The sequence below is a fragment of the Hydrogenophaga sp. R2 genome, from assembly GCF_049843595.1.
Taxonomy (GTDB): domain Bacteria; phylum Pseudomonadota; class Gammaproteobacteria; order Burkholderiales; family Burkholderiaceae_C; genus Hydrogenophaga.
Genome location: NZ_JBBHZN010000001.1, coordinates 190,711 through 210,667 on the forward strand (window position 1 = coordinate 190,711; position 19,957 = coordinate 210,667).

Genomic DNA, 19,957 nt, shown 5'->3' on the forward strand with positions numbered 1-19,957 from the left:
ATGAACACGGAGGCCCCATGAACGCACCCCAACCCCTGGTCCGCTGGCCCAACCCGGGCACCAGCCGCATTCCCTACTGGGCCTACACCGATCCGTCGCTGTACCAGCGCGAGCTCGAACGCCTGTTCTATGGACCGCACTGGAACTACATCGGCCTGGCCATCGAGATCCCCAAGACCGGCGACTACAAGCTGAGCTGGGTGGGTGAACGCCAGGTGATCATGGTGCGCGACCGCGTGGCCCCGCGCGACCGCGACACCGACCACGGCATCCGCGTGGTGGAGAACCGCTGTGCCCACCGCGGCGTGCGCTTCTGCCAGCCGCCCATGGACGGCCAGACCGGCAACGCGCGCAGCTTCGTGTGCCCCTACCACCAGTGGACCTACAAGCTCAACGGCGATCTGGCCGGCCTGCCGTTCAAGGACGGCGTGAAGGCCGAGGGTGCCGACAGCGAGTGTGTGCATGGCGGCATGCCCGAAGACTTCGACCTGTCGAAAAACGGCCTGACCAAGCTGCGCGTGGCGGTGCTGCACGGCCTGGTGTTTGCCACCTTCAGCGACGACGCCGAGCCGCTGGAGGACTACCTGGGCAGCGACGTCATGCCCTGGCTGAACCGCATCTTTGCCGGCCGCGAGCTGAAGCTGCTGGGCACCAACCGCCAGCGCATTCCGGGCAACTGGAAGCTGATGATGGAGAACATCAAGGACCCCTACCACCCGGGTCTGCTGCACACCTGGTTCGTGACCTTCGGCCTGTGGCGTGCCGACCAGCAGAGCCGCATGGTGATGGACCGGCACGGCCGGCATGCGGTCATGCTCTCGCGCCGCAACGATGGCGGCGCCAACAAGGCCGTGACCGAGGGCGTGACCAGCTTCAAGGCCGACATGAAGCTGGGCGATCCGCGCCTGCTGGACGTGGTGCCCGAGCCCTGGTGGACCATCGACGATCCGTCGAACCCCGGCACCCCCATCACGCCCACCGTGACCATGATCACCCTGTTCCCCGGTGTCATCGTGCAGCAGCAGGTCAACTCGCTGTCCACCCGCCACATCGTGCCGCGCGGCCCGGGCGAGTTCGACTTTGTCTGGACCCATTTCGGCTTTGCCGACGACTCCGAAGAGATGACCACCCGCCGCCTGCGCCAGGCCAACCTGTTCGGCCCGGCCGGCTTCGTGAGCGCCGACGATGGCGAGGTCATCGAGTTCAGCCAGGACGGCTTCCGCCAGTGGGGCGAGGACGGTGCCACCCTGGTGGAGCTGGGTGGCAAGGCCGACGACGTGGGCAAGCCGCCCACCGAGCACATGGTCACCGAAACCCTGATCCGGTCCATGTACGCCTACTGGCGTCGGGCCATGGGGGTCTGAGCATGACCGTCATGACCCCTGACGCCCTGGCCCTGCGCTCCCACATCGACGCGTTCAACGCCGAGTACGCCGCCGTGCTGGACGACCGCCGCTTCGCGTTGTGGCCCGAGCTGTTCGTGGCGGATGCCCGCTACAAGGTGCAGGGCCGCGAGAACTTCGACCGTGGCCTGCCGCTGTGCCTGATCCACCTGGAGAGCCAGGCCATGATGCGCGACCGCGTGGTGGGCGCCACCACCACCATCTACCACGCGCCTTACTACACCCGCCATGTGGTGGGGGCCGCGCGCATCACCCACCTGGGCGCCGGCACGCCGGACGATCCGGTGCGCGCCGAGTCGGGCTATGCGGTGTTCCGCACCAAGCCGGGCAACGCCAGCGAGGTGTTCCAGGTGGGCCGCTACATCGACGCCTTCGTGCACACGCCCGAGGGCCTGCGCCTGCAGGACCGCCACTGCGTGTACGACAGCGAGATGGTGCTGAACTCGCTGATCTACCCGGTCTGAACCCTCAGACGTCTCAGCCGGCCTTGCGGCCCGCCTCCAGCCGCATGGCGGTGAGGCGGGCGGTCATCTCCAGCGTCTTCAGATCGTCCGGGTTGGGGTTGTCCTGCGGGCTGAAGCTGAAGCTGCACAGCGTGCCGTACACCTCGCCGTTGCTCAGCACGATGGGCGCGCTGATGTGGGTGCCGATGGCAAACGGCAGCGAGGCCGACAGCTGGCGCGCCAGCGGGTGCTGCGACGCATCCGGCAGGTAGCCGGGCAGCCGGCCTTCCACCACATGGTGGCACCAGCTCTCCTCCAGCGCGGCCGACTGGCCCACCTGCACCACCGGGCGCGTGGCATCCGTGGCCACCTGGCGCATGACGCGCCGGCCATCCACGAACTCGGAACAGAACACCACATCCATCTTCATGCGCTCACGCAGGGTGCGCAGCACGTCGGTGATGTTGCGGTCCAGCGCCTCGTCGGACTGGTCGGCCGTGGCCACCAGCATCTCGGAGACGGTGACTTTCAGATCGTCGGGCTCGTAGCCCAGGTCGTGCACGGACAGCGGCATGGTCAGGCTCCTGCAGGTTGGGGCTCCACCACCACCTGGGTCTTCACCGAGTTGGCGATGAAGCATTCCTCGTGGGCCTGGTGGTGCATGTCGGCCAGTTCATCGGCGGTGGGCTGGCGACCCGAGAAGCTCACGGCCGGCCGCAGCGTGACGCGCGACACCCAGAACTTGCGCTTCTCGTTGGCGGCCATCACGCCCACCGCGTGGTCGGCATAGCGGTCCACGCAGAAACCGGCGCGCACCGCAATGGAGAAGAACCACAGCATGTGGCAGCTGGCCAGCGAGGCCACGAAGGCTTCTTCCGGGTCCATGGCGGCCGGGTCGGAGTAGGGCAGCGGCACCACCAGGGGCGAGGACGAGCCGGCCACCTCCAGCCCGCCGTCCAGGCGGATGGTGTGGCGGCGGCTGTAGCGGTTGTCGGTGAAGGTCTGGTCGCCGCGTTCCCAGAGGATCTCGGCGGTGTACTGGTGGGCCATGTCGGGTTCGGGTGGAGGGGTCAGATCTGGCGGTTGCGCGCCAGCGGCGGGTTGGCTTCGAAGTACCGCACGATGCCGCGCATCAGGGCGTCGGCCAGGTCGTTCTGGTACTTCGGGTCGTTGAGGCGTCTTTCCTCGTCGGGGTTGCTGATGAAGGCGGTCTCCACCAGCACGCTGGGAATGTCGGGGGCACGCAGCACCGCAAAGTTGGCCTGCTCCACGCGGGGCTTGTGCAGCTTGCCCACGCGCTTGACCTCGCCCAGCATGGAGCTGCCGAGCTTGAGGCTGTCGTTGATCTGCGCAGTGGTGCTCATGTCGAGCAGGGCGCGCTGCACCGTGGCGTCCTGCGAACGCACATTGATGCCGCCCACCAGGTCGGCCGCGTTTTCCTTGTCGGCCATCCAGCGGGCGGCCGCGCTGCTGGCGCCCCGGGTGCTGAGTGCATAGATGCTGGCGCCCTGCGGACGCGGGCTGTAGAAGGCGTCGGCATGCAGGCTGATGAACAGGTCGGCCTGCACCCGCTGGGCCTTGGCCACCCGCACCTGCAGCGGCACGAAGAAGTCGGCGTCCCGGGTCATGAAGGCCCGCATGGGGTTGCCGTTGACGGTGGTGTTGTTGATGCGCTCGCGCAGCTTGTGGGCGATCTGCAGCACCACCTTCTTTTCGTGCGTGCCGCCGGGACCGATGGCCCCCGGGTCCTCGCCGCCGTGGCCGGGGTCGAGCGCGATCACGATCAGGCGTTCGGTGCGGGCGCGTTCGCGGGCCTTGGCCGAAGGGGCCACCGGCCGGGCGGGCCGGTCCGACGGCGCTGCGGCCACCGGTGGCTCGGCGCGGGCGGGTGGGGTGGCCTTGGCCGCGCTGCCGGCCGATTCCTGGCGGGCGATCAGCTCGCCCAGCGGGTCGGGGCGGGCGGCGCGTTCGGGCGTCACGGTGGCACCGGTGCCCTGGGTTTCCAGGCCCAGCAGGCGCGCGGCGCGGGCGCTGGCCTCGTCCAGGTCGCGCATGCGCTGGGCAATGAGCTGCTCCAGCGGATCGGGCGGGTTGACCGGGCGCAGGTCCAGCACCAGCCGGTGCTGGTAGGCCGCCACCGGATCGAGGTTGAACACCTCGGGCTTCATGGCCTGCTTCAGGTCGATCACCAGGCGCACCACGTTGGGCGCGAACTGGGCCACACGGATGCCGCCGATGTTGGGGTCGTCCGATCGCAGCTGGGCCACCAGGTCGCGCAGACCGGGCATCAGGTCCAGGCCCTCGATGTCCACCGCCAGGCGCGGCGGGTTGTCCACGAAGCTGGAGCGCGAGACCAGCCGGGTGTCGGATTCGATGGTGACCCGCGTGTAGTCCTCGGCCGGCCAGATGCGCACCGCCAGCACGCTGGCGCCGCGCGCAATGTGGTGCGGCCCCAGCAGCAGCACCAGCGAGCCGACCTGGAGCAGGCTGCGCCGGGCGGGATCGGGCAGGCGCGTCATCCGGCCAGGGCCTCCAGCAGCCGCTGGCCGGCCGGTGTGTGGGCGGTGGCGCGCACCAGGCGCGAACCGTCGTGCTCGGGATCGGTGTTCATGGGATCGGGGTCGATGTCCAGCGTCAGGTCGATGGCGGGCATGAAGCCGGCGGCGCGCTCCGGCCATTCCACCAGCTTGAGGCCGGGGCTGCCGAAAAGTTCGCGGAATCCGGCGTCTTCCCACTCGCGTGGATCGGTGAAGCGGTAGAAGTCGAAGTGCCAGATCGACAGCGCCTCGCCGGGCGGCATGAGCGGGCAGTCGATGGCGGAGTGGGGTTCCACCACCGCGTAGGTGGGGCTCTTGATGCGGCCGCGCACGCCCAGGGCCCGCAGCAGGTGCCGCACGAAGGTGGTCTTGCCGGCGCCCAGATCGCCCTGCAGCGCCAGCGTGGCATGGGCCACGGCCGGGCAGGCGGCCAGCCGCTGCGCGAAGGCCTGCGTGGCCTCCTCGTGGGGCCAGCGGCCATGCCATACACCGCTTCCTACAATCGGTGCCGCATGAACACGGGTCTGGATGTCGCTCAACTGGTCTCCCGCATACGCGTCTGGGGGCAAGAGCTCGCATTCTCCCAAATCGGTGTGACGGGTGTCGACCTGCGCTCGGCCGAGCCCGGCCTGCAGGCCTGGCTGGACGCCGGCTGCCATGGCGGCATGGACTACATGGCCCGCCACGGCATGACCCGCGCCCGCCCGGCCGAGCTGGTGCCGGGCACGGTGAGCGTCATCACCGCCCGCATGAACTACCTGCCCGAGGGCACCGCGCCCGACTGGACCGGGCGCGAACTGCAGCGCCTGCAGCGCCCCGGCGAGGCGGTGGTCTCGGTCTATGCCCGGGGGCGCGACTACCACAAGGTGCTGCGCCAGCGCCTGCAGAAACTGGCCGACCGCATTGCGGCCGACATCGGCCCCTTCGGCCACCGCGTGTTCACCGATTCGGCCCCGGTGCTGGAAGCCGAGCTGGCCACCCGCAGCGGTCTGGGCTGGCGCGGCAAGCACACCCTGGTGCTGGACCGCGAGGCCGGGTCGATGTTCTTCCTGGGCGAGATCTTCGTCGACCTGGCCCTGCCGCCCACCGAGGCGGTCAGCGCGCATTGCGGCAGCTGCAGCGCCTGCATCGATGCCTGCCCCACGCAGGCCATCACCGGCCCCTACCGGCTCGATGCGCGCCGCTGCATCAGCTACCTCACCATCGAGCACGAGGGGCCCATCCCGCCCGATCTGCGACCGCTGCTGGGCAACCGCATCTACGGCTGCGACGACTGCCAGCTGGTCTGCCCCTGGAACAAGTTTGCCCAGCGCTCCCCGCTGCCGGATTTCGACGAACGCGAGGGCCTGGCCGGCCGCACGCTGGTGGAGCTGTTCGGCTGGACCGAGGCCGAATTCCTGCGCCGCACCGAAGGCAGCGCCATCCGCCGCATCGGTCACGAGCGCTGGCTGCGCAACATCGCCCTGGCACTGGGCAATGCGCTGCACGGTGGCCTGGCCGGCCCCGAGGCCGATGCCGCCCGCGCCGCGCTGCAGGCCCGGGCCGACCACACGAGTGCCGTGGTGCGGGAGCAGGTGGCCTGGTCGCTCGCGCCGGCGGGCTGAGCCGCCTCAGGCCTGCGCGTAGCGCAGCCGCAGCTCGCGTTTGAGCAGCTTGCCGCTGGGGTTCTTGGGCAGGGCGTCGGTGAACACCACCCGCTTGGGCGACTTGAACGACGCCATGTGGGTGTTGCAGTGCGCGATCACCTCGTCCTCGGTGAGCTGGTGGCCCGCCTTCACCACGATCACGGCGGTCACCGCCTCGACCCACTTGGGGTCGGCCAGGCCGATCACCGCCACCTCGCTCACGGCGCCCAGGCGGTAGATCATTTCCTCCACCTCGCGGCTGGCCACGTTCTCGCCGCCGGTCTTGATCATGTCCTTCTTGCGGTCGACCACGGTGATGTAGCCCTCGTCGTCGATGACGGCCAGGTCGCCGCTGTGGAACCAGTCGCCCTCGAAGGCCGCGCGGGTGCGTTCGGGGTCGTTGAAGTAGCCCAGCATCAGGTGCGGGGAGCGGTGCACGATCTCGCCCACTTCGCCCACCGCCACGTCCTCCATCTGGTCGTTCACCACCCGGGTTTCCACATTCAGCACCGCCTTGCCGCACGAGCCGGGTTTGCGCAGCTGGTCCTGCGGGGCCAGCATGGTGGCCAGCGGCGCGATCTCGGTCTGGCCGTACAGGTTCCACAGCCGCACGGCAGGCAGTCGCGAGGCCAGTTCCTTGAGCACCTCCACCGGCATGATGGACGCACCGTAGTAGCCCTTGGCCAGGCGGGTCAGGCGCGCCGGGTCGAAGGCCGGCGAGCGCAGCAGGCCGATCCACACCGTGGGCGGCGCAAAGAAGCTGGTGATGCGGTGCTGCTCCAGCAGCTTGAGCAGGTGGTCGGGCACCGGCTTGCCGGTGATGATGTTGGTGCTGCCCACATAGATGGCCGGGCCGAAGAACACATCGAGCTGGGCGCAGTGGTAGAGCGGCAGCGCGTGCAGGGTGACATCGGCCTCGGCGATCTCGGCATTGATCACGCAGCTCACGTACTGCCACAGCACCGCATCGTGGGTGAGCATGGCGCCCTTGGGGCTGGACTCGGTGCCGCTGGTGTAGACGATCTGCGCCAGGTCGGTGCTGCCCAGCTGCACCGGCGGCAGCGGGTCGCCGCAGGCGGCCAGGTGGTCGAAGCGGTGCATGCGTTCCACCGGCTCGCTCGGGTCTTCGCCGGGCATCCAGATGAACTGCTCCACCGGCGTGTCGAGGGCGGCAGCGGCCCGGGCCAGCTCGGCCAGGCCGCTGTCGGTGGCCAGGGTGCGGGCGCCGGCGTGCCGCAGGATGTAGGCCACCTCGTCGGCCTTGAGCATGAAGTTGATCGGCACCAGCACGGCACCCCGGCGCGCCAGGGCAAAGCGCAGCGCGGCAAAGGCGTGGGAGTTGCGGGCCAGCACGGCCACCTTGTCGCCCTCGGCCACGCCGATGTGGGCCAGGCCGGCGGCCAGCCTTGTCACCAGGGCATTGAAGTCGGCATAGGTCCAGCACACGTCGCCGCAGACGATGGCGGTCTTCTCGGGCAGGCGCAGCGCGGTGCGGTGCAGCGCGTCGGCAATGGTCTGGCGGCGGATGACGGGGGCGAGGTGGTGGGACATGGCGGATGAGGGCAGGGCACAGGACAAGCCCCGCATTCCACCCGCACCCGCCCGTTTCGGCCATGCGCGTTTTCACCAGCCTGCGCCGCCCTTACAGGCCGTTGCATCCGCGCTGCCACAGCCCGCCACTATCATGGCCCGCATGGACCGCCTGCTCCTGTCGTTCAATGCCGACCCGGCCGCCCGGGGCGTGGTGCGCATGGCCGGCGGCGTGCTGCACCTGCTGCGCCTGGGCGCGCTGATGGTGGTGCTGTCGCTGTCGCCGTCGAGCTATCTGCAGCCGGCCCGCCGGCAGGCGGTCATGCAGCAGCTGGTGCGCGCCACCTTGCCCCTGCTCACCTGGTTCCTGGTGCTCTCGGCGCTGGTCAGCCTGGTGCTGATCCGCATCGTGGTGGCCACGGCGGCCAGCTACGGCCTGTCGCAGTACGCCATCGAGGTGCTGGTGCGCACCCTGGTGCTCGAACTCATCCCGCTGTACGCGGCGCTGTTCGTGGCGCTGCGCCACGCCATGCCCCAGGCCCAGCAGGTGCGGGCCCTGCTGGCGCGGCGGCGCCAGGCGGCCAGCGCGCCCGACGCCCTGGCCACTGTGGCCCTGGCCCTGTTCCCGCGCGCGCTGGCCAGCGGCTTTGCGGTGCTGCTGCTGGCCGGCCTGGCCGGGGTGACGGCGCTGGTGCTGTCCTACCTCAGCATCTACGGCTTCTCGCCCTGGGGCCTGCCGGCCTACACCCATGCGGTGGGCGGCATCTTCAGTCCGGCCGTGGGGCTCATCTTTGCGCTCAAGACCGGCCTGTTCGCGCTGGCCGTGGCGGTGGTGCCGCTGGCTGCGGCCGCCCGGCCCGATGCCGCCGGGCGCTTTCGCCGCCAGAGCGACATGGCCTCCTTCGCCCGCCTGTTCTCGGCCCTGCTGCTGATCGAGATCGGCTCGCTGCTGGGCAACTACGCTTGATCCCATGACCCCCGTCCTGCCCCCCGACACCGATCCCCCGGTCCGCCACCTGGCCTTCAAGGCCACGGCGCTCATCGTCCTCATGCTGGTGCTGCTGATCGGCTCGGTCACCTATGTGCTGTTCGCCCGGGGCGTGTTCCAGCCCACGCAGCGCGTGGTGCTGGTGGCCGACGATTCCGAAGGCGTGGCGGTCGGCATGGACATGACCTTTGCCGGATTTGCCATCGGCCGGGTGGCCCGCATCGAGCTGGCCGACGACGGCCGTGCCCGCATCCTGGTGGACGTGCCCCGGCGCGACGCCCGCTGGCTGCGCACCTCCAGCATCTTCACGCTGGAGCGCAGCTTGGTGGGCGGCACCCGGCTGCGGGCCTACAGCGGCGTGCTGGACGACCCGCCCCTGCCGGACGGCGCCGAGCGCACCGTGCTGCGCGGCGATGCGGCGGCCGAGATTCCGCAGCTCACGGCGGCCGTGCGCGACCTGCTGGGCAACCTCAATGCCCTGACCCGCGCCGACGCGCCGCTGGCCCGATCGCTGGACCATGTGGAGGTGGCCACCGGGCGCCTGGCCGGTCCGCAGGGCATGGCCGGCATGCTCACCGGCAACGAGGCCGATGCCCGCCGCCTGCTGCAGGCCATCGAGCGCAGCAACGCGCTGCTGGCCCGGCTCGATTCGCTGGTGGCCAATGCCGACCGGCAGGTGTTCGGCCAGGGCCAGCCGCCCGGACCGGACGGTCGACCCGCCGGGCTGGTGGGCGATGTGCGCGCCACGGTGCGCCAGCTCGACGCGCTGCTGGCCGACACCCGCGGCAGCCTGCAGAAGCTCGACGCGGTGCTGGTGGAGGCGCAGGGTGTGGCCGCCAACACGCGCGAGGCCACGGTCGACCTGACCGCCCTGCGCGCCGAGGTGGAAGCCAGCCTGCGCCTGGTGGATGGCCTCATCCTGGACCTGAACCGCCGCTGGCCCTTTGCCCGCGATGCCGAGGTCAAGCTGCCATGACACGAACCCTGAAATGCCTGTGCCTGTTCGCGTTGGCTGGGGTCCTGGCCGCCTGCAGCAGCACCCCGCCGCCGCCCGACTGGCAGATGGCCGCCCGCATCTCGCTCGACCGCGCGGCCCAGGCCTGGCTGCAGGGCAACGACCGCGTGGCCGAGGCCGAGATGCAGCGCGCCCGCCGCGAGCTGCGCAGCACCGGCCAGCCGGCGCTGCTGGCCCGGGCGGAGCTGCATGCCTGTGCCGCCCGCGTGGCCGCGCTGCAGCCAGGCGTCTGCCCGGCCTTCGATGCGCTGGCCGCCGATGCCGCACCCGCCGAGCAGGCCTATGCCCGCTACCTGAAAGGCCAGGCCATCGAGGCCGACCGCGCCTGGCTGCCCCCCGCGCAGCGCCAGCCCGTGGCCGAGGTGGCCGATCCCCTGTCGCGCCTGGTGGCGGCCGGGGCGCGGCTGCAGGCCGGGCAGATCACGCCGGCCGAGGTGGCGCTGGCGGTGGACACGGCCTCCGCGCAGGGCTGGCGGCGGCCGCTGCTGGCCTGGCTGGGGGTGCAGCGCGAGCAGGCCCTGCAGGCCGGCCGCACCGACGAGGCGGCGCGGCTGCAGCGCCGCATGGACCTGGTGACCACGCGCTGACGCGACCCGGCCCGGGGCCTCAACGCCCGCCCAGCACGCCCAGCGCCAGCGGCAGGCTCACCATGCCCAGCAGGGTGGACAGCGTCACCAGCCCGGCCACATAGGGGCCGTTGTAGCCCATGCGCGCCGCCAGCACATAGCAGCTCGAGGCGGTGGGCACGGCCGAGAACATGAGCAGCACCAGGGTCTGCTGCGGGTCCAGACCGAAGAGCTGCGCGATGCCGAAGGCCATGAGCGGCATGCCCAGGTGCTTGACCGCCAGCACCAGCCCGCCCAGGGTCTTGGCGCTGGCCAGCAGGCCGAACTGCAGGCCGGCGCCGGCGGCCATCAGGCCCAGCGCCAGCGAGGCCTGGCCGATGCGGGTGACCGTGGGCTCCATCCACACCGGGATCGACCCGCCCGCCAGGTTGAACAGCAGGCCGCTGGTGGTGCCGATGATCAGCGGGTTGCGCAGCAGCTCGCGCACGAAGCCGCGCCCGGCGTGCCGGGCCATGGGCCACACGGCCGCCACGTTGAACAGCGGCACGCACACGCCGATGATCACGGCGATCATCTGCACGCCCTGGGCCCCGGCCAGCCGGTCGGCCAGGGCCAGCGCGATGAAGGAGTTGAAGCGGAACCCCACCTGGGCACTGGCGGCGTGCAGCCGGGTGTCCAGCCGCCGCCCCACCCAGGGCCAGCGCGGCAGCGAGTAGGCCAGCGCAATGCCGCACAGCCCCAGCGTGATGCCGGCGCCCATGAGGTGCGACGCCGCCCCCAGATCGAGCGGGTTGCGCACGATGGCCTGGAACAGCAGCACCGGGAACAGGAAGTAATACACCAGCGCTTCCACCGGCTCCCACACCTTGCGGTCCAGGGCGGTGAAGCGGCAGAGCAGGAAGCCGCACAGGATGAGCGCGAAATCGGGGAAGAGCAGCTGGGCGTGGTTCACCGTCCGAGCATAGCGGCTGCAGCGGGGTCGTCTCGGGGTTTTCCCCGTCTGTGGTTCTCCGGATCGCAAGCCGGGAACCGGTTGGTACATTCATGGGTCACCCACAGCGGGCCGGCGCCCTGGCGCCGGACGCATCTTCATACCCACAAGGAGACCTCTCATGCTGAACCGACGCCATGTCCTGACGACCGCTGCCGTGCTGGCCGGCCTTGCCGTGCCGGGCGCTGCCGTCTGGGCCCAGACCTTCCCGAACAAGCCGATCCGCCTGCAGGTGCCGTTTGCACCGGGCGGCACCACCGACATCATTGCCCGCGTCATGTCCGAGCCGCTGGGCAAGGCCCTGGGCCAGTCGGTGATCGTCGAGAACAAGGCCGGCGGCGGCGGCGTGGTGGGGGCTTCCGAGCTGGCCCGCGCCGTGCCGGACGGTCACATCATCGGCATGGCCACCGTGTCCACCACGGCCGCCAACCCGGCGATCAACCCCAAGATCCCGTACAACACGCTCACCGACTTCACGCCCATCATCAACATCGCGGCCACCCCCAACGTGATCGCGGTGCACCCCAGCTTCCCGGCGCGCGACTACAAGGGTTTCCTGGCCGAGATCAAGAAGAACCCCGGCAAGTACAGCTATGCCACCTCGGGCACCGGCGGCATCGGCCACCTGCAGACCGAGCTGTTCAAGAGCCTGACCGGCACCTTCATCACCCACATCCCGTACCGCGGCGCCGGCCCGGCCCTGAACGACACGGTGGGCGGCCAGGTGCCCATCATCTTCGACAACCTGCCCTCGGCACTGCCCTTCATCCGCGACGGCCGCCTGATCGCCATCGTGGTGGCCGCCCCCGACCGCGTGGCCGGCCTGCCCAACATCCCCACCTTCAAGGAAGTGGGTCTGGAGGCCGTCAACCGCATGGCCTATTACGGCCTGATCGGACCCAAGGGCATGCCCAAGGAGGTGGTGGACAAGATCCATGCCGCCGCCCTGCAGGCCGTGGCCGACCCGGCGGTGAAGAAGCGCATCGAGGACACCGGTTCGCTGGTGGTGGCCAACACCCCGGCCCAGTTCGCCGAGCAGATCAAGGCCGAGTTCGGCGTCTACAAGCAGGTGGTGGACAAGCAGAAGCTCCGTCTGGACTGATGACCGCTACGGCCTCCCGCGTGCCGGCCGGGCCACAGGACCTGGCCGGGGCCTTCGTCGATGCCCTGTGGCTTGAAGAAGGCCTCTCGCGCAACACGCTGGAGGCCTACCGGCGCGATCTGGTCCTGTTCGGCGAGTGGCTGGCGCCGCAGGGCAAGACCCTGCTGCAGGCCACCGAGGCCGACATCAATGCCTACTTTGCGGCCCGGCATGCGCAGACCCGGGCCAGCACCGCCAACCGGCGCCTCACCGTGCTGAGGCGCTACTTCCGCTGGGCGCTGCGCGAACGCTTCATCACCACCGACCCCACGCTGCGCCTCATGCCCGCGAAGCAGGCGCTGCGGGTGCCGCACACCCTGAGCGAGGCCCAGGTGGAGGCGCTGCTCAACGCGCCCGACACCGGCACCGCCCTGGGCCTGCGCGACCGCGCCATGCTGGAGCTGATGTACGCCAGCGGCCTGCGGGTGAGCGAGCTGGTCACCCTCAAGGCCTGGCATGTGTCCTTGTCGGAAGGGGTGCTGCGCGTCACCGGCAAGGGCAACAAGGAGCGGCTGGTGCCGTTCGGCCAGGTGGCCGGGCAGTGGCTGCAGCGCTACCTGGCCGAGGGCCGGCCGGACATCCTGGGTGGACAGGCCAGCGACGACCTGTTCGTCACCTCGCGCGGCTCACGCGCCGGCGAGGCCATGACCCGCGTGATGTTCTGGCAGCTGGTGCGCCGCTATGCGCAGCAGGCCGGCATCGCGGTGCACCTGTCGCCGCACACGCTGCGCCACGCCTTTGCCACCCACCTGCTCAACCACGGGGCCGACCTGCGGGCGGTGCAGCTGCTGCTGGGGCACGCCGACATCTCCACCACCACCATCTACACCCATGTGGCGCGCGAGCGGCTGAAGACGCTGGTGGCGCGGCACCACCCGCGCGGGTGAAGCACCGCGGGCGCCGCTTACTTGTAGAAGGCCTCGACCTGGCCCTTGAGCTGGATCAGCAGCGGCTGGCCCTTGCGGTCCAGCGTCTTGCCCGAAGGCACCTTGATCCAGCCACCGCTGATGCAGTACTCCGACACGTCGAAGCGTTCCTTGCCGTTGAACATGATGCCGATGTCGTGCTCGAACACGGCGGCCACATGGTGCGGGCTGCGCGGGTCGATGCTCAGGCGGTCGGGCAGGGCGGGGCGGTTGTCAGGGGAGGCGGTGGCGGGGGAGGTGTTGTCGTTCATGGAGCGGCATTGTCCGACAGTTCCAGATCGCCGATCAGCCGCACCTTGACGCTGCGGCCCTTGATGCGGGTGCCGGCCAGCCGGCGCGCGGCTTCAGCCGCCACGCTGCGGTCCAGCGCCACATAGGTCGACCAGTCATTGATGCTGATCTTGCCCACCTGCTCGCGGGTGTAGCCCAGGTCGGCGGTGAGCGCGCCCAGCACGTCGCCGGCGCGGATCTTTTCCTTGCGCCCGCCCTGGATGTGCAGCGTGGCCATGGGGGCCAGCAGCGGGCCGGTGCCGCTGTCCTTCAGGCTGTCCAGCGGGTACCACTGCACCTCGTGTCCCTGCTGCTGTTCGATGCGGCCCACCCGGCCCATCTCGTCCAGGCTGGCCAGGTTCAGGGCCAGGCCGTCCTCGCCGGCGCGCCCGGTGCGGCCGATGCGGTGCACATGCACTTCGGCGTCGGGGGTGGTGTCCACGTTGATGACGGCGCCCAGGCTGGGAATGTCCAGGCCGCGCGCGGCCACGTCGGTGGCCACCAGCACCGGACAGGACCGGTTCGCAAAACGCACCAGCACCTGGTCGCGTTCGCGCTGGTCCAGGTCGCCGTGCAGGGCGAGTGCCCCGATGCCCTGGGCGCGCAGCACCTCCACCAGGTCGTTGCACTGGGCCTTGGTGTTGCAGAAGGCCATGGTGCTGGCGGGGCGGAAGTGCAGCAGCAGGCGGCCCACGGTGTGCAGGCGCTGCGCTTCGGTCACTTCGTACCAGCGCTGTTCGATGCGGCCGGCCTGCGGTGCATCGGCCACGGTCACGGTGAGCGGGTCACGCAGGATGCGGCCGGCCAGTTTCGCGATGTCGTCCGGGTAGGTGGCCGAGAACAGCAGCGTCTGGCGCTGCGCCGGGCAGGCGCGCACGACGGCAGCGATGTCGTCGGCAAAGCCCATGTCGAGCATGCGGTCGGCCTCGTCCAGCACCAGGGTACGCAGCCCGTCCAGCTGCAGGCTCTGGCGCTGCAGGTGGTCCAGCACGCGGCCGGGTGTGCCCACCACCACATGGGCGCCGTGTTCCAGCGTGGCCAGCTGGCCGCGCAGCGGCACGCCGCCGCACAGCGTGACCACCTTGATGTTGTCGGACGCGGCGGCCAGGCGCCGGATCTCGGTGGCCACCTGGTCGGCCAGCTCGCGGGTGGGGCACAGCACCAGCGACTGCACGCCGAAATGGCGCGGGTTGAGCTGGGTCAGCAGGTTCAGCGCAAAGGCGGCGGTCTTGCCGCTGCCGGTCTGTGCGCGGGCGATCAGGTCACGGCCCAGCAGGGCCGGGGGCAGCGCTGCCGCCTGGATGGGCGTCATGCGCTCGAAGCCCAGTCGCTTCAGGGCATCGAGCAGGCCGGGCGTGAGGGGAAGGGTGTCGAATCGGGCATCGGTCATGCCCGATTGTCGCTGCCTGCCGGCTGGCCCAGGGTGAAGCGGAAGGTGGCGCCCTGGCCGGGTGCGCTCTCGGCCCACACGCGCCCGCCGTGGCGGGTGACGATGCGGTGCACGATGCTCAGGCCCAGGCCGGTGCCGGCATAGTCGCGCTCGGCATGCAGGCGGAAGAACGGATCGAACAGGCGCGCTGCCTTGGTCGCGTCGAAGCCGCAGCCGTGGTCGCGCACCGCATACACCGTCTCGCCGTCGATGGTCTGGCTGCCCACCTCGATGCGGGTGATGGCTTCGCGGGCGCTGAACTTCCAGGCGTTGCGCAGCAGGTTGTCCATGACGCTGCGCATCAGCGCCGGGTCGGCCAGCACCACCATGCCCGATGTGATGCTGATGTCGCACACACGCTGTGGCTCGGCATGGCGCAGGTTGTCCACCACCTCGGTGGCGATCTCGCCCAGATCCACCCGGCCCAGCCGTATGTCCTGGCGGGACAGGCGCGCCATGTTGAGCAGCGCGTCGATCAGGCTGCCCATGTGCACCGCTGAGGCGGCGATGCGCTGCAGCACCGCAGCCCCTTCCGGGCCCAGGGTGTTCTTGTGGTCTTCCAGCAGGATCTCGCTCAGGCCCGAAATGGCGCGGATGGGGGCGCGCAGATCGTGCGCCACCGTGTTGTTGAAGGCTTCGAGCTCCTTGAGGCTCTGCTGCAGCTCGCGGGTGCGCTCCTGCACACGGGCCTCCAGCACCTCGTTGGCCTGCTGCAGCGCCTGCTCGGTCTGCTTGGTGGCGGTGATGTCCTGCACCACGCAGTTGGTGCGGCCGTCCTCCAGGGTGGCGCCGTCCATGCGCAGCCAGCGCAATCCCTGCCCCGGCACGTTGCTGCGGAACTCCTGGCTGAAGCGGCCGGGCACCTGCCCCATGAGGCAGCGGGTCACGGCCAGCCGGTCTTCATCGACCACGATGCGCAGCACCGTCGCCAGCGGCACCGGCACATGCTCGGCCACGCCGATGCGGCGGGAGCTGGCCCCGGCAGTGCGCACCGTGCCGGCTTCGGGGTCGCACTCCAGGCTGCCCATGTCGGCCGATTTCAGGGCCTGGGCCAGCAGGCGCTGGTTGTCGTGGAGGGCCAGCTGCATCTGGTGCCGCTCCAGCGCCATCTGGATGGTGGCGTGCAGCTCGCGTTCCGAGAACGGTTTGATCAGATAACCGTAGGGGCGGGTCAGGCGGGCCCGTTCCAGCGTGGCATCTTCGGAATAGGCGGTGAGGTAGATCACCGGCACCGAGCCGTGCGGCTTGTGGCTGAGCGCTTCGGCCACGTCGATGCCGTCCATCTCGCCCTTGATGTGGATGTCCATCAGCACCAGGTCGGGCCGCTCGGATTCCACCAGCGACAGGCTTTCGCTGCCGGACTCGGCCACGCCGGCCACGGTGTAGCCCATGTGCTGCAGGCGTTGCTGCAGGTTGAAGGCGACGATGCCTTCGTCCTCCACGATCAGGATCTTGGCCGGTCCCTTCATGCCGCTGCCTCCACCTTGAACCGCAGCTCGAACCGCACCGGGTTGCTGCGGTGGATGTCCAGCACGCCGCCGAGCTGGCGCGTGAGCAGCTGCACCAGCTGCAGGCCCAGGGTCTGGGTCTGGCGCAGGTTGCGGTCTTCGGCAATCGGCACGCCGTCGTTGTTGACCGACAGCACCACCTCGCCGGGGGCGGGTTCGCGCAATTCCACCTCGATGTGGCCGCTGCGCCCGTCCGGGAAACCGTGCTTGAGTGCGTTGCTCACCAGTTCGTTGATGACCAGACCGCAGGGAATGGCTTCGTTGATGGGCAGCTTGATGCCGTTGGCCTGAACCCCGATCCGCACCTGTCCGGCCTCGGACCGGTAGGAGTCGGTCAGGCCGCGCACCAGCTCGTCCAGAAAACGCGCGAAGTCCACCTGGGCCACGTTCTCCGACTGGTAGAGCGTCTGGTGGATCAGCGACATGGAGCGGATGCGGTTCTGGCTCTCGCGCAGCGCGCCCACCAGATCGTGGTCCTGCAGCCGCATGGCCTGCAGGTCCAGCAGGCTGTGGATCACCTGCAGGTTGTTCTTGACCCGGTGGTGCACCTCGCGCAGCAGCAGGTCCTTCTGGGCCAGCGCTTCCTGGATGCGGCGCTCGCTCTGCTTGCGTTCCGACAGGTCCAGGATGACCGACAGGATCATGGGCCCCTCGCCGGTTTCCACCGGATTGATGCCGATCTCCACCGGAAACTCGCTGCCGTCCTTGCGGCGGCCGGCCAGGTCGCGCCCGGCGCCCATGGGGCGGGCCGAGGTCTCGGCCAGAAAGCCCTGCCGGTAGCCGGGGTGGGCATGGCGGTAGCGTTCGGGCACGAGCACTTCCACCCGCTGGCCGATCAGCTCGTCGCTGTCGTACCCGAAGGTCTGCTCGGCCAGCCGGTTGGCGCGCGTGATCTCGCCCGCCTGGTTGACGACGATCATCGACACCGGCGTGCGGTCGAAGGCGCGGCCGAGGTATTCGTCCAGCGGAACGCTCTTGCTGCTCATGTGACTTCCGTCATTTCCCCACTCCTGGTGGGGATGCTACGTCGGAGAGGCGCTTTTGGATGCACTACCCGGTGGTGTACACCCGATTACGCAGCTCAAACGTGACAAACGGCCAGGCGGCGTCCCCCGTCAGGGGTTCATTCCGCCATCAGTGCGGCCATCTCGACATCCGAAAAACCGGCAGCACGCCGGGCGGCCTCGTTGAGCGGCGGGCGCGGCCGGGGCGCCGCATGCCGGCGTGCCAGCAGCCGGTAATGGCTCACCGGGTCCAGACCCTGGCGCTCGCACAGCCAGCCGTACCAGCGGTTGCCCACGGCCACATGGCCGATCTCGTCGCGCAGGATGATGTCCAGGATGTCCACCGCCCTGCATGCGTGCGGCGTGCCCACCTGCCGCAGCCGGCGCTGGATCAGCGGGGTGGCGTCCAGGCCCCGGGCTTCGAGCGTGCGCGGCACCAGCGCCATGCGGGCGGTGATGTCGTCCTGGGTGCGCACGCACATGGTCCACAGCCCGTCGTGGGCGCTGAAGTCGCCATAGGCATGGCCCATGTCCCCGAGCAGCCCGGCCAGCAACCCGAAGTGCGTGGCTTCCTCGTGGGCCACGCGCAGCCAGTCGCGGTAGTAGTCGGCCGGCATGCCACCGAAGCGCCAGACCGCGTCCAGCGCCAGGTTGATGGCGTTGAACTCGATGTGGGCAATGGCGTGCAGCTGGGCGGCCAGTCCCTCGGGGGTGAAGGGGGTGCGGTGCGGCACGTCGGCCGGCGGCACCAGCAGCGGCCGCCCGGGCCGTCCCGGCAGCGGCGCAGCCGGCTCAGGCAGGACCAGCGCGGCCTGCCGTTCCAGCACCGCATCGGCCTGGCCGACGGCCTGCAGGTCCCGCAGGGTCTGCCACAGGGCCTTCGTGGCCGAAGCCTTGGCCGCCGGGTCGTCGCACAGCAGCGCCTGCAGCGCGCGTGCCCGCAGGTCGTGTGCGTCCTGCAGGGCGGGCGTGGCAGCGGGGCGGGCGGGGGTGGAGGCCATCCCTACAATTCTAGGTTTCATACCCCCGGAGGCACCGCATGGCCATCTACGAACTCGACGGAACCGCTCCCCAGCTGGCCCCCAGCGCCTGGGTGGCCGACAACGCCCAGGTCATGGGCAGCGTGACGCTGGCCGAGGACAGCAGCGTCTGGTTCGGCGTGACCATCCGCGGCGACACCGAGACCATCACCGTGGGCGAGGGCAGCAATGTGCAGGACGGCAGCGTGCTGCACGCCGACGTGGGCTTCCCGCTGACCATCGGCCGCCACGTGACCGTGGGCCACCAGGTCATGCTGCACGGTTGCACCATCGGCGACGAATCGCTCATCGGCATCGGCGCGGTGGTGCTCAATGGCGCGAAGATCGGCAAGCACTGCCTGGTGGGCGCCGGCGCCCTGGTGACCGAGGGCAAGGAATTCCCGGACGGCTCCATGATCATCGGCAGCCCGGCGCGCGCCATCAAGACGCTCAGCCCCGAGCAGATCGCCGGCCTGCGCCGCAGTGCCGAGCACTACATCGACAACGCACGCCGCTACCGCCAGGGCTTGAAAAAGATCGGCTGACCCCGACCTGCCTGCGTTCCCCTCGAAAGCCCCCCGTGTCCGAACTCCACAAATTCGTCTTTGAAGGCCTGCCGGTGCGCGGCATGCTGGTCCGCCTGACCGATGCCTGGCAGGACATCCTGCGCCGCCGCGCCCAGGCCGGTGGTTACCCGGCCGCCGTGACCGAGCTGCTGGGCGAGATGACGGCCGCTGCCGCCCTGATGCAGGCCAACATCAAGTTCAACGGCTCGCTCACGCTGCAGATCATGGGCGACGGCCCGGTCAAGCTGGCCGTGGCCGAGGTGCAGCCCGACCTGGCCCTGCGCGCCACCGCCACCGTCATGGGTGAGGTGGCACCGGACGCGCCGCTCTCGCACATGGTCAACGTCACCAACCAGGGGCGCTGCGCCATCACGCTGGACCCCAGGGACCGCCTGCCGGGCCAGCAGCCCTACCAGGGCGTGGTGCCGCTGTTCGGCGACCGGCACGAGAAGCTGGAGCGCATCAGCGAGGTCATCGAGCACTACATGCTGCAGAGCGAGCAGCTCGACACCCGCCTGGTGCTGGCCGCCAACGACCAGGTGGCCGCCGGCCTGCTGATCCAGCGCCTGCCGCTGCAGGGCGAGGCCAACCTGGCCGGCAGCGGCGTGGCCCGCAGCGACGAAGACCACATCGGCCGCAACGAGGACTACAACCGCATCGCCATCCTGGCCGCCAGCCTCAAGCGCGAGGAACTGCTCACCCTGGATGCCGACACCATCCTGCACCGCCTGTTCTGGGAAGAGGACGTGCGCCGCTTCGAGCCGCTGACCGGCGAGCAAGGCCCGCGCTTTGCCTGCACCTGTTCGCGCGAGCGGGTGAGCAGCATGCTGCGCAGCCTGGGCCGCGACGAGGTCGAGTCCATCATCGCTGAACAGGGCGGGGTGGAAGTGGGCTGCGATTTCTGCGGCGCCCAGTACCGCTTCGATCCGGTGGACGCGGCCCAGGTCTTCCTGCAGGCCGACCAGCAGCCGCCCGTCAACCGACAGACCCACTGAC

Annotated in this window: 21 protein-coding genes; 10 read left to right on the plus strand and 11 right to left on the minus strand. The window is 70.1% G+C overall.

Annotated features, from left to right (window positions below; genetic code table 11):
• Nucleotides 1-17: 17 nt before the first annotated feature.
• On the plus strand, nucleotides 18-1,364 hold the full coding sequence (locus WD026_RS00925) for an aromatic ring-hydroxylating dioxygenase subunit alpha (RefSeq protein WP_425721789.1): 1,347 nt from the start codon (nucleotides 18-20) through the stop codon (nucleotides 1,362-1,364).
• An 11-nt stretch (nucleotides 1,365-1,375) separates the two neighbouring features.
• The gene (locus tag WD026_RS00930; RefSeq protein ID WP_425721790.1) at nucleotides 1,376-1,867 is read left to right on the plus strand and encodes an aromatic-ring-hydroxylating dioxygenase subunit beta; all 492 of its coding nucleotides are present in this window, start codon (nucleotides 1,376-1,378) and stop codon (nucleotides 1,865-1,867) included.
• A gap of 13 nt (nucleotides 1,868-1,880) precedes the next feature.
• Here WD026_RS00930 and WD026_RS00935 read toward each other — a convergent pair whose 3' ends face one another.
• Genes WD026_RS00935 through tsaE form a run of 4 tightly spaced genes read right to left on the minus strand, consistent with a single transcriptional unit; the run spans nucleotide 1,881 to nucleotide 4,913 of the window.
• Nucleotides 1,881-2,420 (minus strand): GAF domain-containing protein, encoded by a 540-nt coding sequence (locus tag WD026_RS00935; RefSeq protein ID WP_425721791.1) that lies wholly within the window; start codon nucleotides 2,418-2,420, stop codon nucleotides 1,881-1,883.
• A gap of 2 nt (nucleotides 2,421-2,422) precedes the next feature.
• On the minus strand, nucleotides 2,423-2,896 hold the full coding sequence (locus WD026_RS00940; RefSeq protein WP_425721792.1) for an OsmC family protein: 474 nt from the start codon (nucleotides 2,894-2,896) through the stop codon (nucleotides 2,423-2,425).
• Between the two features lie 20 nt (nucleotides 2,897-2,916).
• Nucleotides 2,917-4,365 carry an N-acetylmuramoyl-L-alanine amidase gene (locus WD026_RS00945; RefSeq protein WP_425721793.1) on the minus strand — a complete coding sequence of 483 codons (1,449 nt, stop codon included), beginning with the start codon at nucleotides 4,363-4,365 and terminating at the stop codon, nucleotides 2,917-2,919.
• Nucleotides 4,362-4,913: a tRNA (adenosine(37)-N6)-threonylcarbamoyltransferase complex ATPase subunit type 1 TsaE gene (gene tsaE / locus WD026_RS00950; protein WP_425723174.1), complete on the minus strand. Its 552-nt coding sequence runs from the start codon at nucleotides 4,911-4,913 to the stop codon at nucleotides 4,362-4,364. The genes WD026_RS00945 and tsaE overlap by 4 nt, the downstream gene beginning before the upstream one ends.
• Here tsaE and queG point away from each other — a divergent pair.
• Nucleotides 4,896-5,987, plus strand: coding sequence for a tRNA epoxyqueuosine(34) reductase QueG (gene queG / locus WD026_RS00955; RefSeq protein WP_425721794.1), 1,092 nt, complete (start codon nucleotides 4,896-4,898; stop codon nucleotides 5,985-5,987). The genes tsaE and queG overlap by 18 nt on opposite strands.
• Nucleotides 5,988-5,993: 6 nt before the next feature.
• Here the strand turns inward: queG and WD026_RS00960 are convergent, their stop codons facing one another.
• Nucleotides 5,994-7,559 (minus strand): acyl-CoA synthetase, encoded by a 1,566-nt coding sequence (locus tag WD026_RS00960; protein ID WP_425721795.1) that lies wholly within the window; start codon nucleotides 7,557-7,559, stop codon nucleotides 5,994-5,996.
• 142 nt (nucleotides 7,560-7,701) lie between these two features.
• On the opposite strand from WD026_RS00960, the gene WD026_RS00965 reads away from it, so the two are divergent.
• From WD026_RS00965 to WD026_RS00975, 3 genes are read left to right on the plus strand one after another with little or no spacing between them, the layout of a single operon-like run.
• The gene (locus WD026_RS00965) at nucleotides 7,702-8,505 is read left to right on the plus strand and encodes an ABC transporter permease (protein WP_425721796.1); all 804 of its coding nucleotides are present in this window, start codon (nucleotides 7,702-7,704) and stop codon (nucleotides 8,503-8,505) included.
• A gap of 4 nt (nucleotides 8,506-8,509) precedes the next feature.
• Nucleotides 8,510-9,502: an MlaD family protein gene (locus WD026_RS00970; RefSeq protein ID WP_425721797.1), complete on the plus strand. Its 993-nt coding sequence runs from the start codon at nucleotides 8,510-8,512 to the stop codon at nucleotides 9,500-9,502.
• Complete coding sequence (locus WD026_RS00975; RefSeq protein WP_425721798.1) at nucleotides 9,499-10,128, plus strand: hypothetical protein; 630 nt, start codon at nucleotides 9,499-9,501, stop codon at nucleotides 10,126-10,128. The genes WD026_RS00970 and WD026_RS00975 overlap by 4 nt, the downstream gene beginning before the upstream one ends.
• Nucleotides 10,129-10,147: 19 nt before the next feature.
• Here WD026_RS00975 and WD026_RS00980 read toward each other — a convergent pair whose 3' ends face one another.
• Entirely contained in the window at nucleotides 10,148-11,059 is a 912-nt protein-coding gene (locus tag WD026_RS00980; protein WP_425721799.1) for an AEC family transporter, read from the minus strand.
• A gap of 160 nt (nucleotides 11,060-11,219) precedes the next feature.
• Between WD026_RS00980 and WD026_RS00985 the strand changes: the two genes are divergently transcribed.
• Nucleotides 11,220-12,200, plus strand: coding sequence for a tripartite tricarboxylate transporter substrate binding protein BugE (locus WD026_RS00985; protein ID WP_425721800.1), 981 nt, complete (start codon nucleotides 11,220-11,222; stop codon nucleotides 12,198-12,200).
• Complete coding sequence (gene xerD / locus WD026_RS00990) at nucleotides 12,200-13,126, plus strand: site-specific tyrosine recombinase XerD (protein WP_425721801.1); 927 nt, start codon at nucleotides 12,200-12,202, stop codon at nucleotides 13,124-13,126. The genes WD026_RS00985 and xerD overlap by 1 nt, the downstream gene beginning before the upstream one ends.
• A gap of 17 nt (nucleotides 13,127-13,143) precedes the next feature.
• Here xerD and WD026_RS00995 read toward each other — a convergent pair whose 3' ends face one another.
• The 5 genes from WD026_RS00995 to WD026_RS01015 all read right to left on the minus strand — a co-directional run bounded on the left by WD026_RS00995 (nucleotide 13,144) and on the right by WD026_RS01015 (nucleotide 18,377).
• Nucleotides 13,144-13,416: a DUF3297 family protein gene (locus tag WD026_RS00995; RefSeq protein WP_425721802.1), complete on the minus strand. Its 273-nt coding sequence runs from the start codon at nucleotides 13,414-13,416 to the stop codon at nucleotides 13,144-13,146.
• A complete protein-coding gene (gene dbpA / locus WD026_RS01000) occupies nucleotides 13,413-14,825 on the minus strand; it encodes an ATP-dependent RNA helicase DbpA (protein ID WP_425721803.1) in 1,413 nt (470 codons plus the stop codon). The genes WD026_RS00995 and dbpA overlap by 4 nt, the downstream gene beginning before the upstream one ends.
• A complete protein-coding gene (locus WD026_RS01005) occupies nucleotides 14,822-16,333 on the minus strand; it encodes a sensor histidine kinase (protein ID WP_425721804.1) in 1,512 nt (503 codons plus the stop codon). The genes dbpA and WD026_RS01005 overlap by 4 nt, the downstream gene beginning before the upstream one ends.
• Nucleotides 16,330-17,358, minus strand: coding sequence for a sensor histidine kinase (locus WD026_RS01010; RefSeq protein ID WP_425721805.1), 1,029 nt, complete (start codon nucleotides 17,356-17,358; stop codon nucleotides 16,330-16,332). Before WD026_RS01010 ends, WD026_RS01005 begins: the two co-directional genes overlap by 4 nt.
• 137 nt (nucleotides 17,359-17,495) lie before the next feature.
• A complete protein-coding gene (locus WD026_RS01015) occupies nucleotides 17,496-18,377 on the minus strand; it encodes a ferritin-like domain-containing protein (RefSeq protein WP_425721806.1) in 882 nt (293 codons plus the stop codon).
• Nucleotides 18,378-18,415: 38 nt separating this feature from the next.
• On the opposite strand from WD026_RS01015, the gene WD026_RS01020 reads away from it, so the two are divergent.
• Nucleotides 18,416-18,940: a gamma carbonic anhydrase family protein gene (locus WD026_RS01020; RefSeq protein ID WP_425721807.1), complete on the plus strand. Its 525-nt coding sequence runs from the start codon at nucleotides 18,416-18,418 to the stop codon at nucleotides 18,938-18,940.
• 35 nt (nucleotides 18,941-18,975) lie between these two features.
• A complete protein-coding gene (locus tag WD026_RS01025; protein WP_425721808.1) occupies nucleotides 18,976-19,956 on the plus strand; it encodes an Hsp33 family molecular chaperone HslO in 981 nt (326 codons plus the stop codon).
• Nucleotide 19,957: the final 1 nt, after the last annotated feature.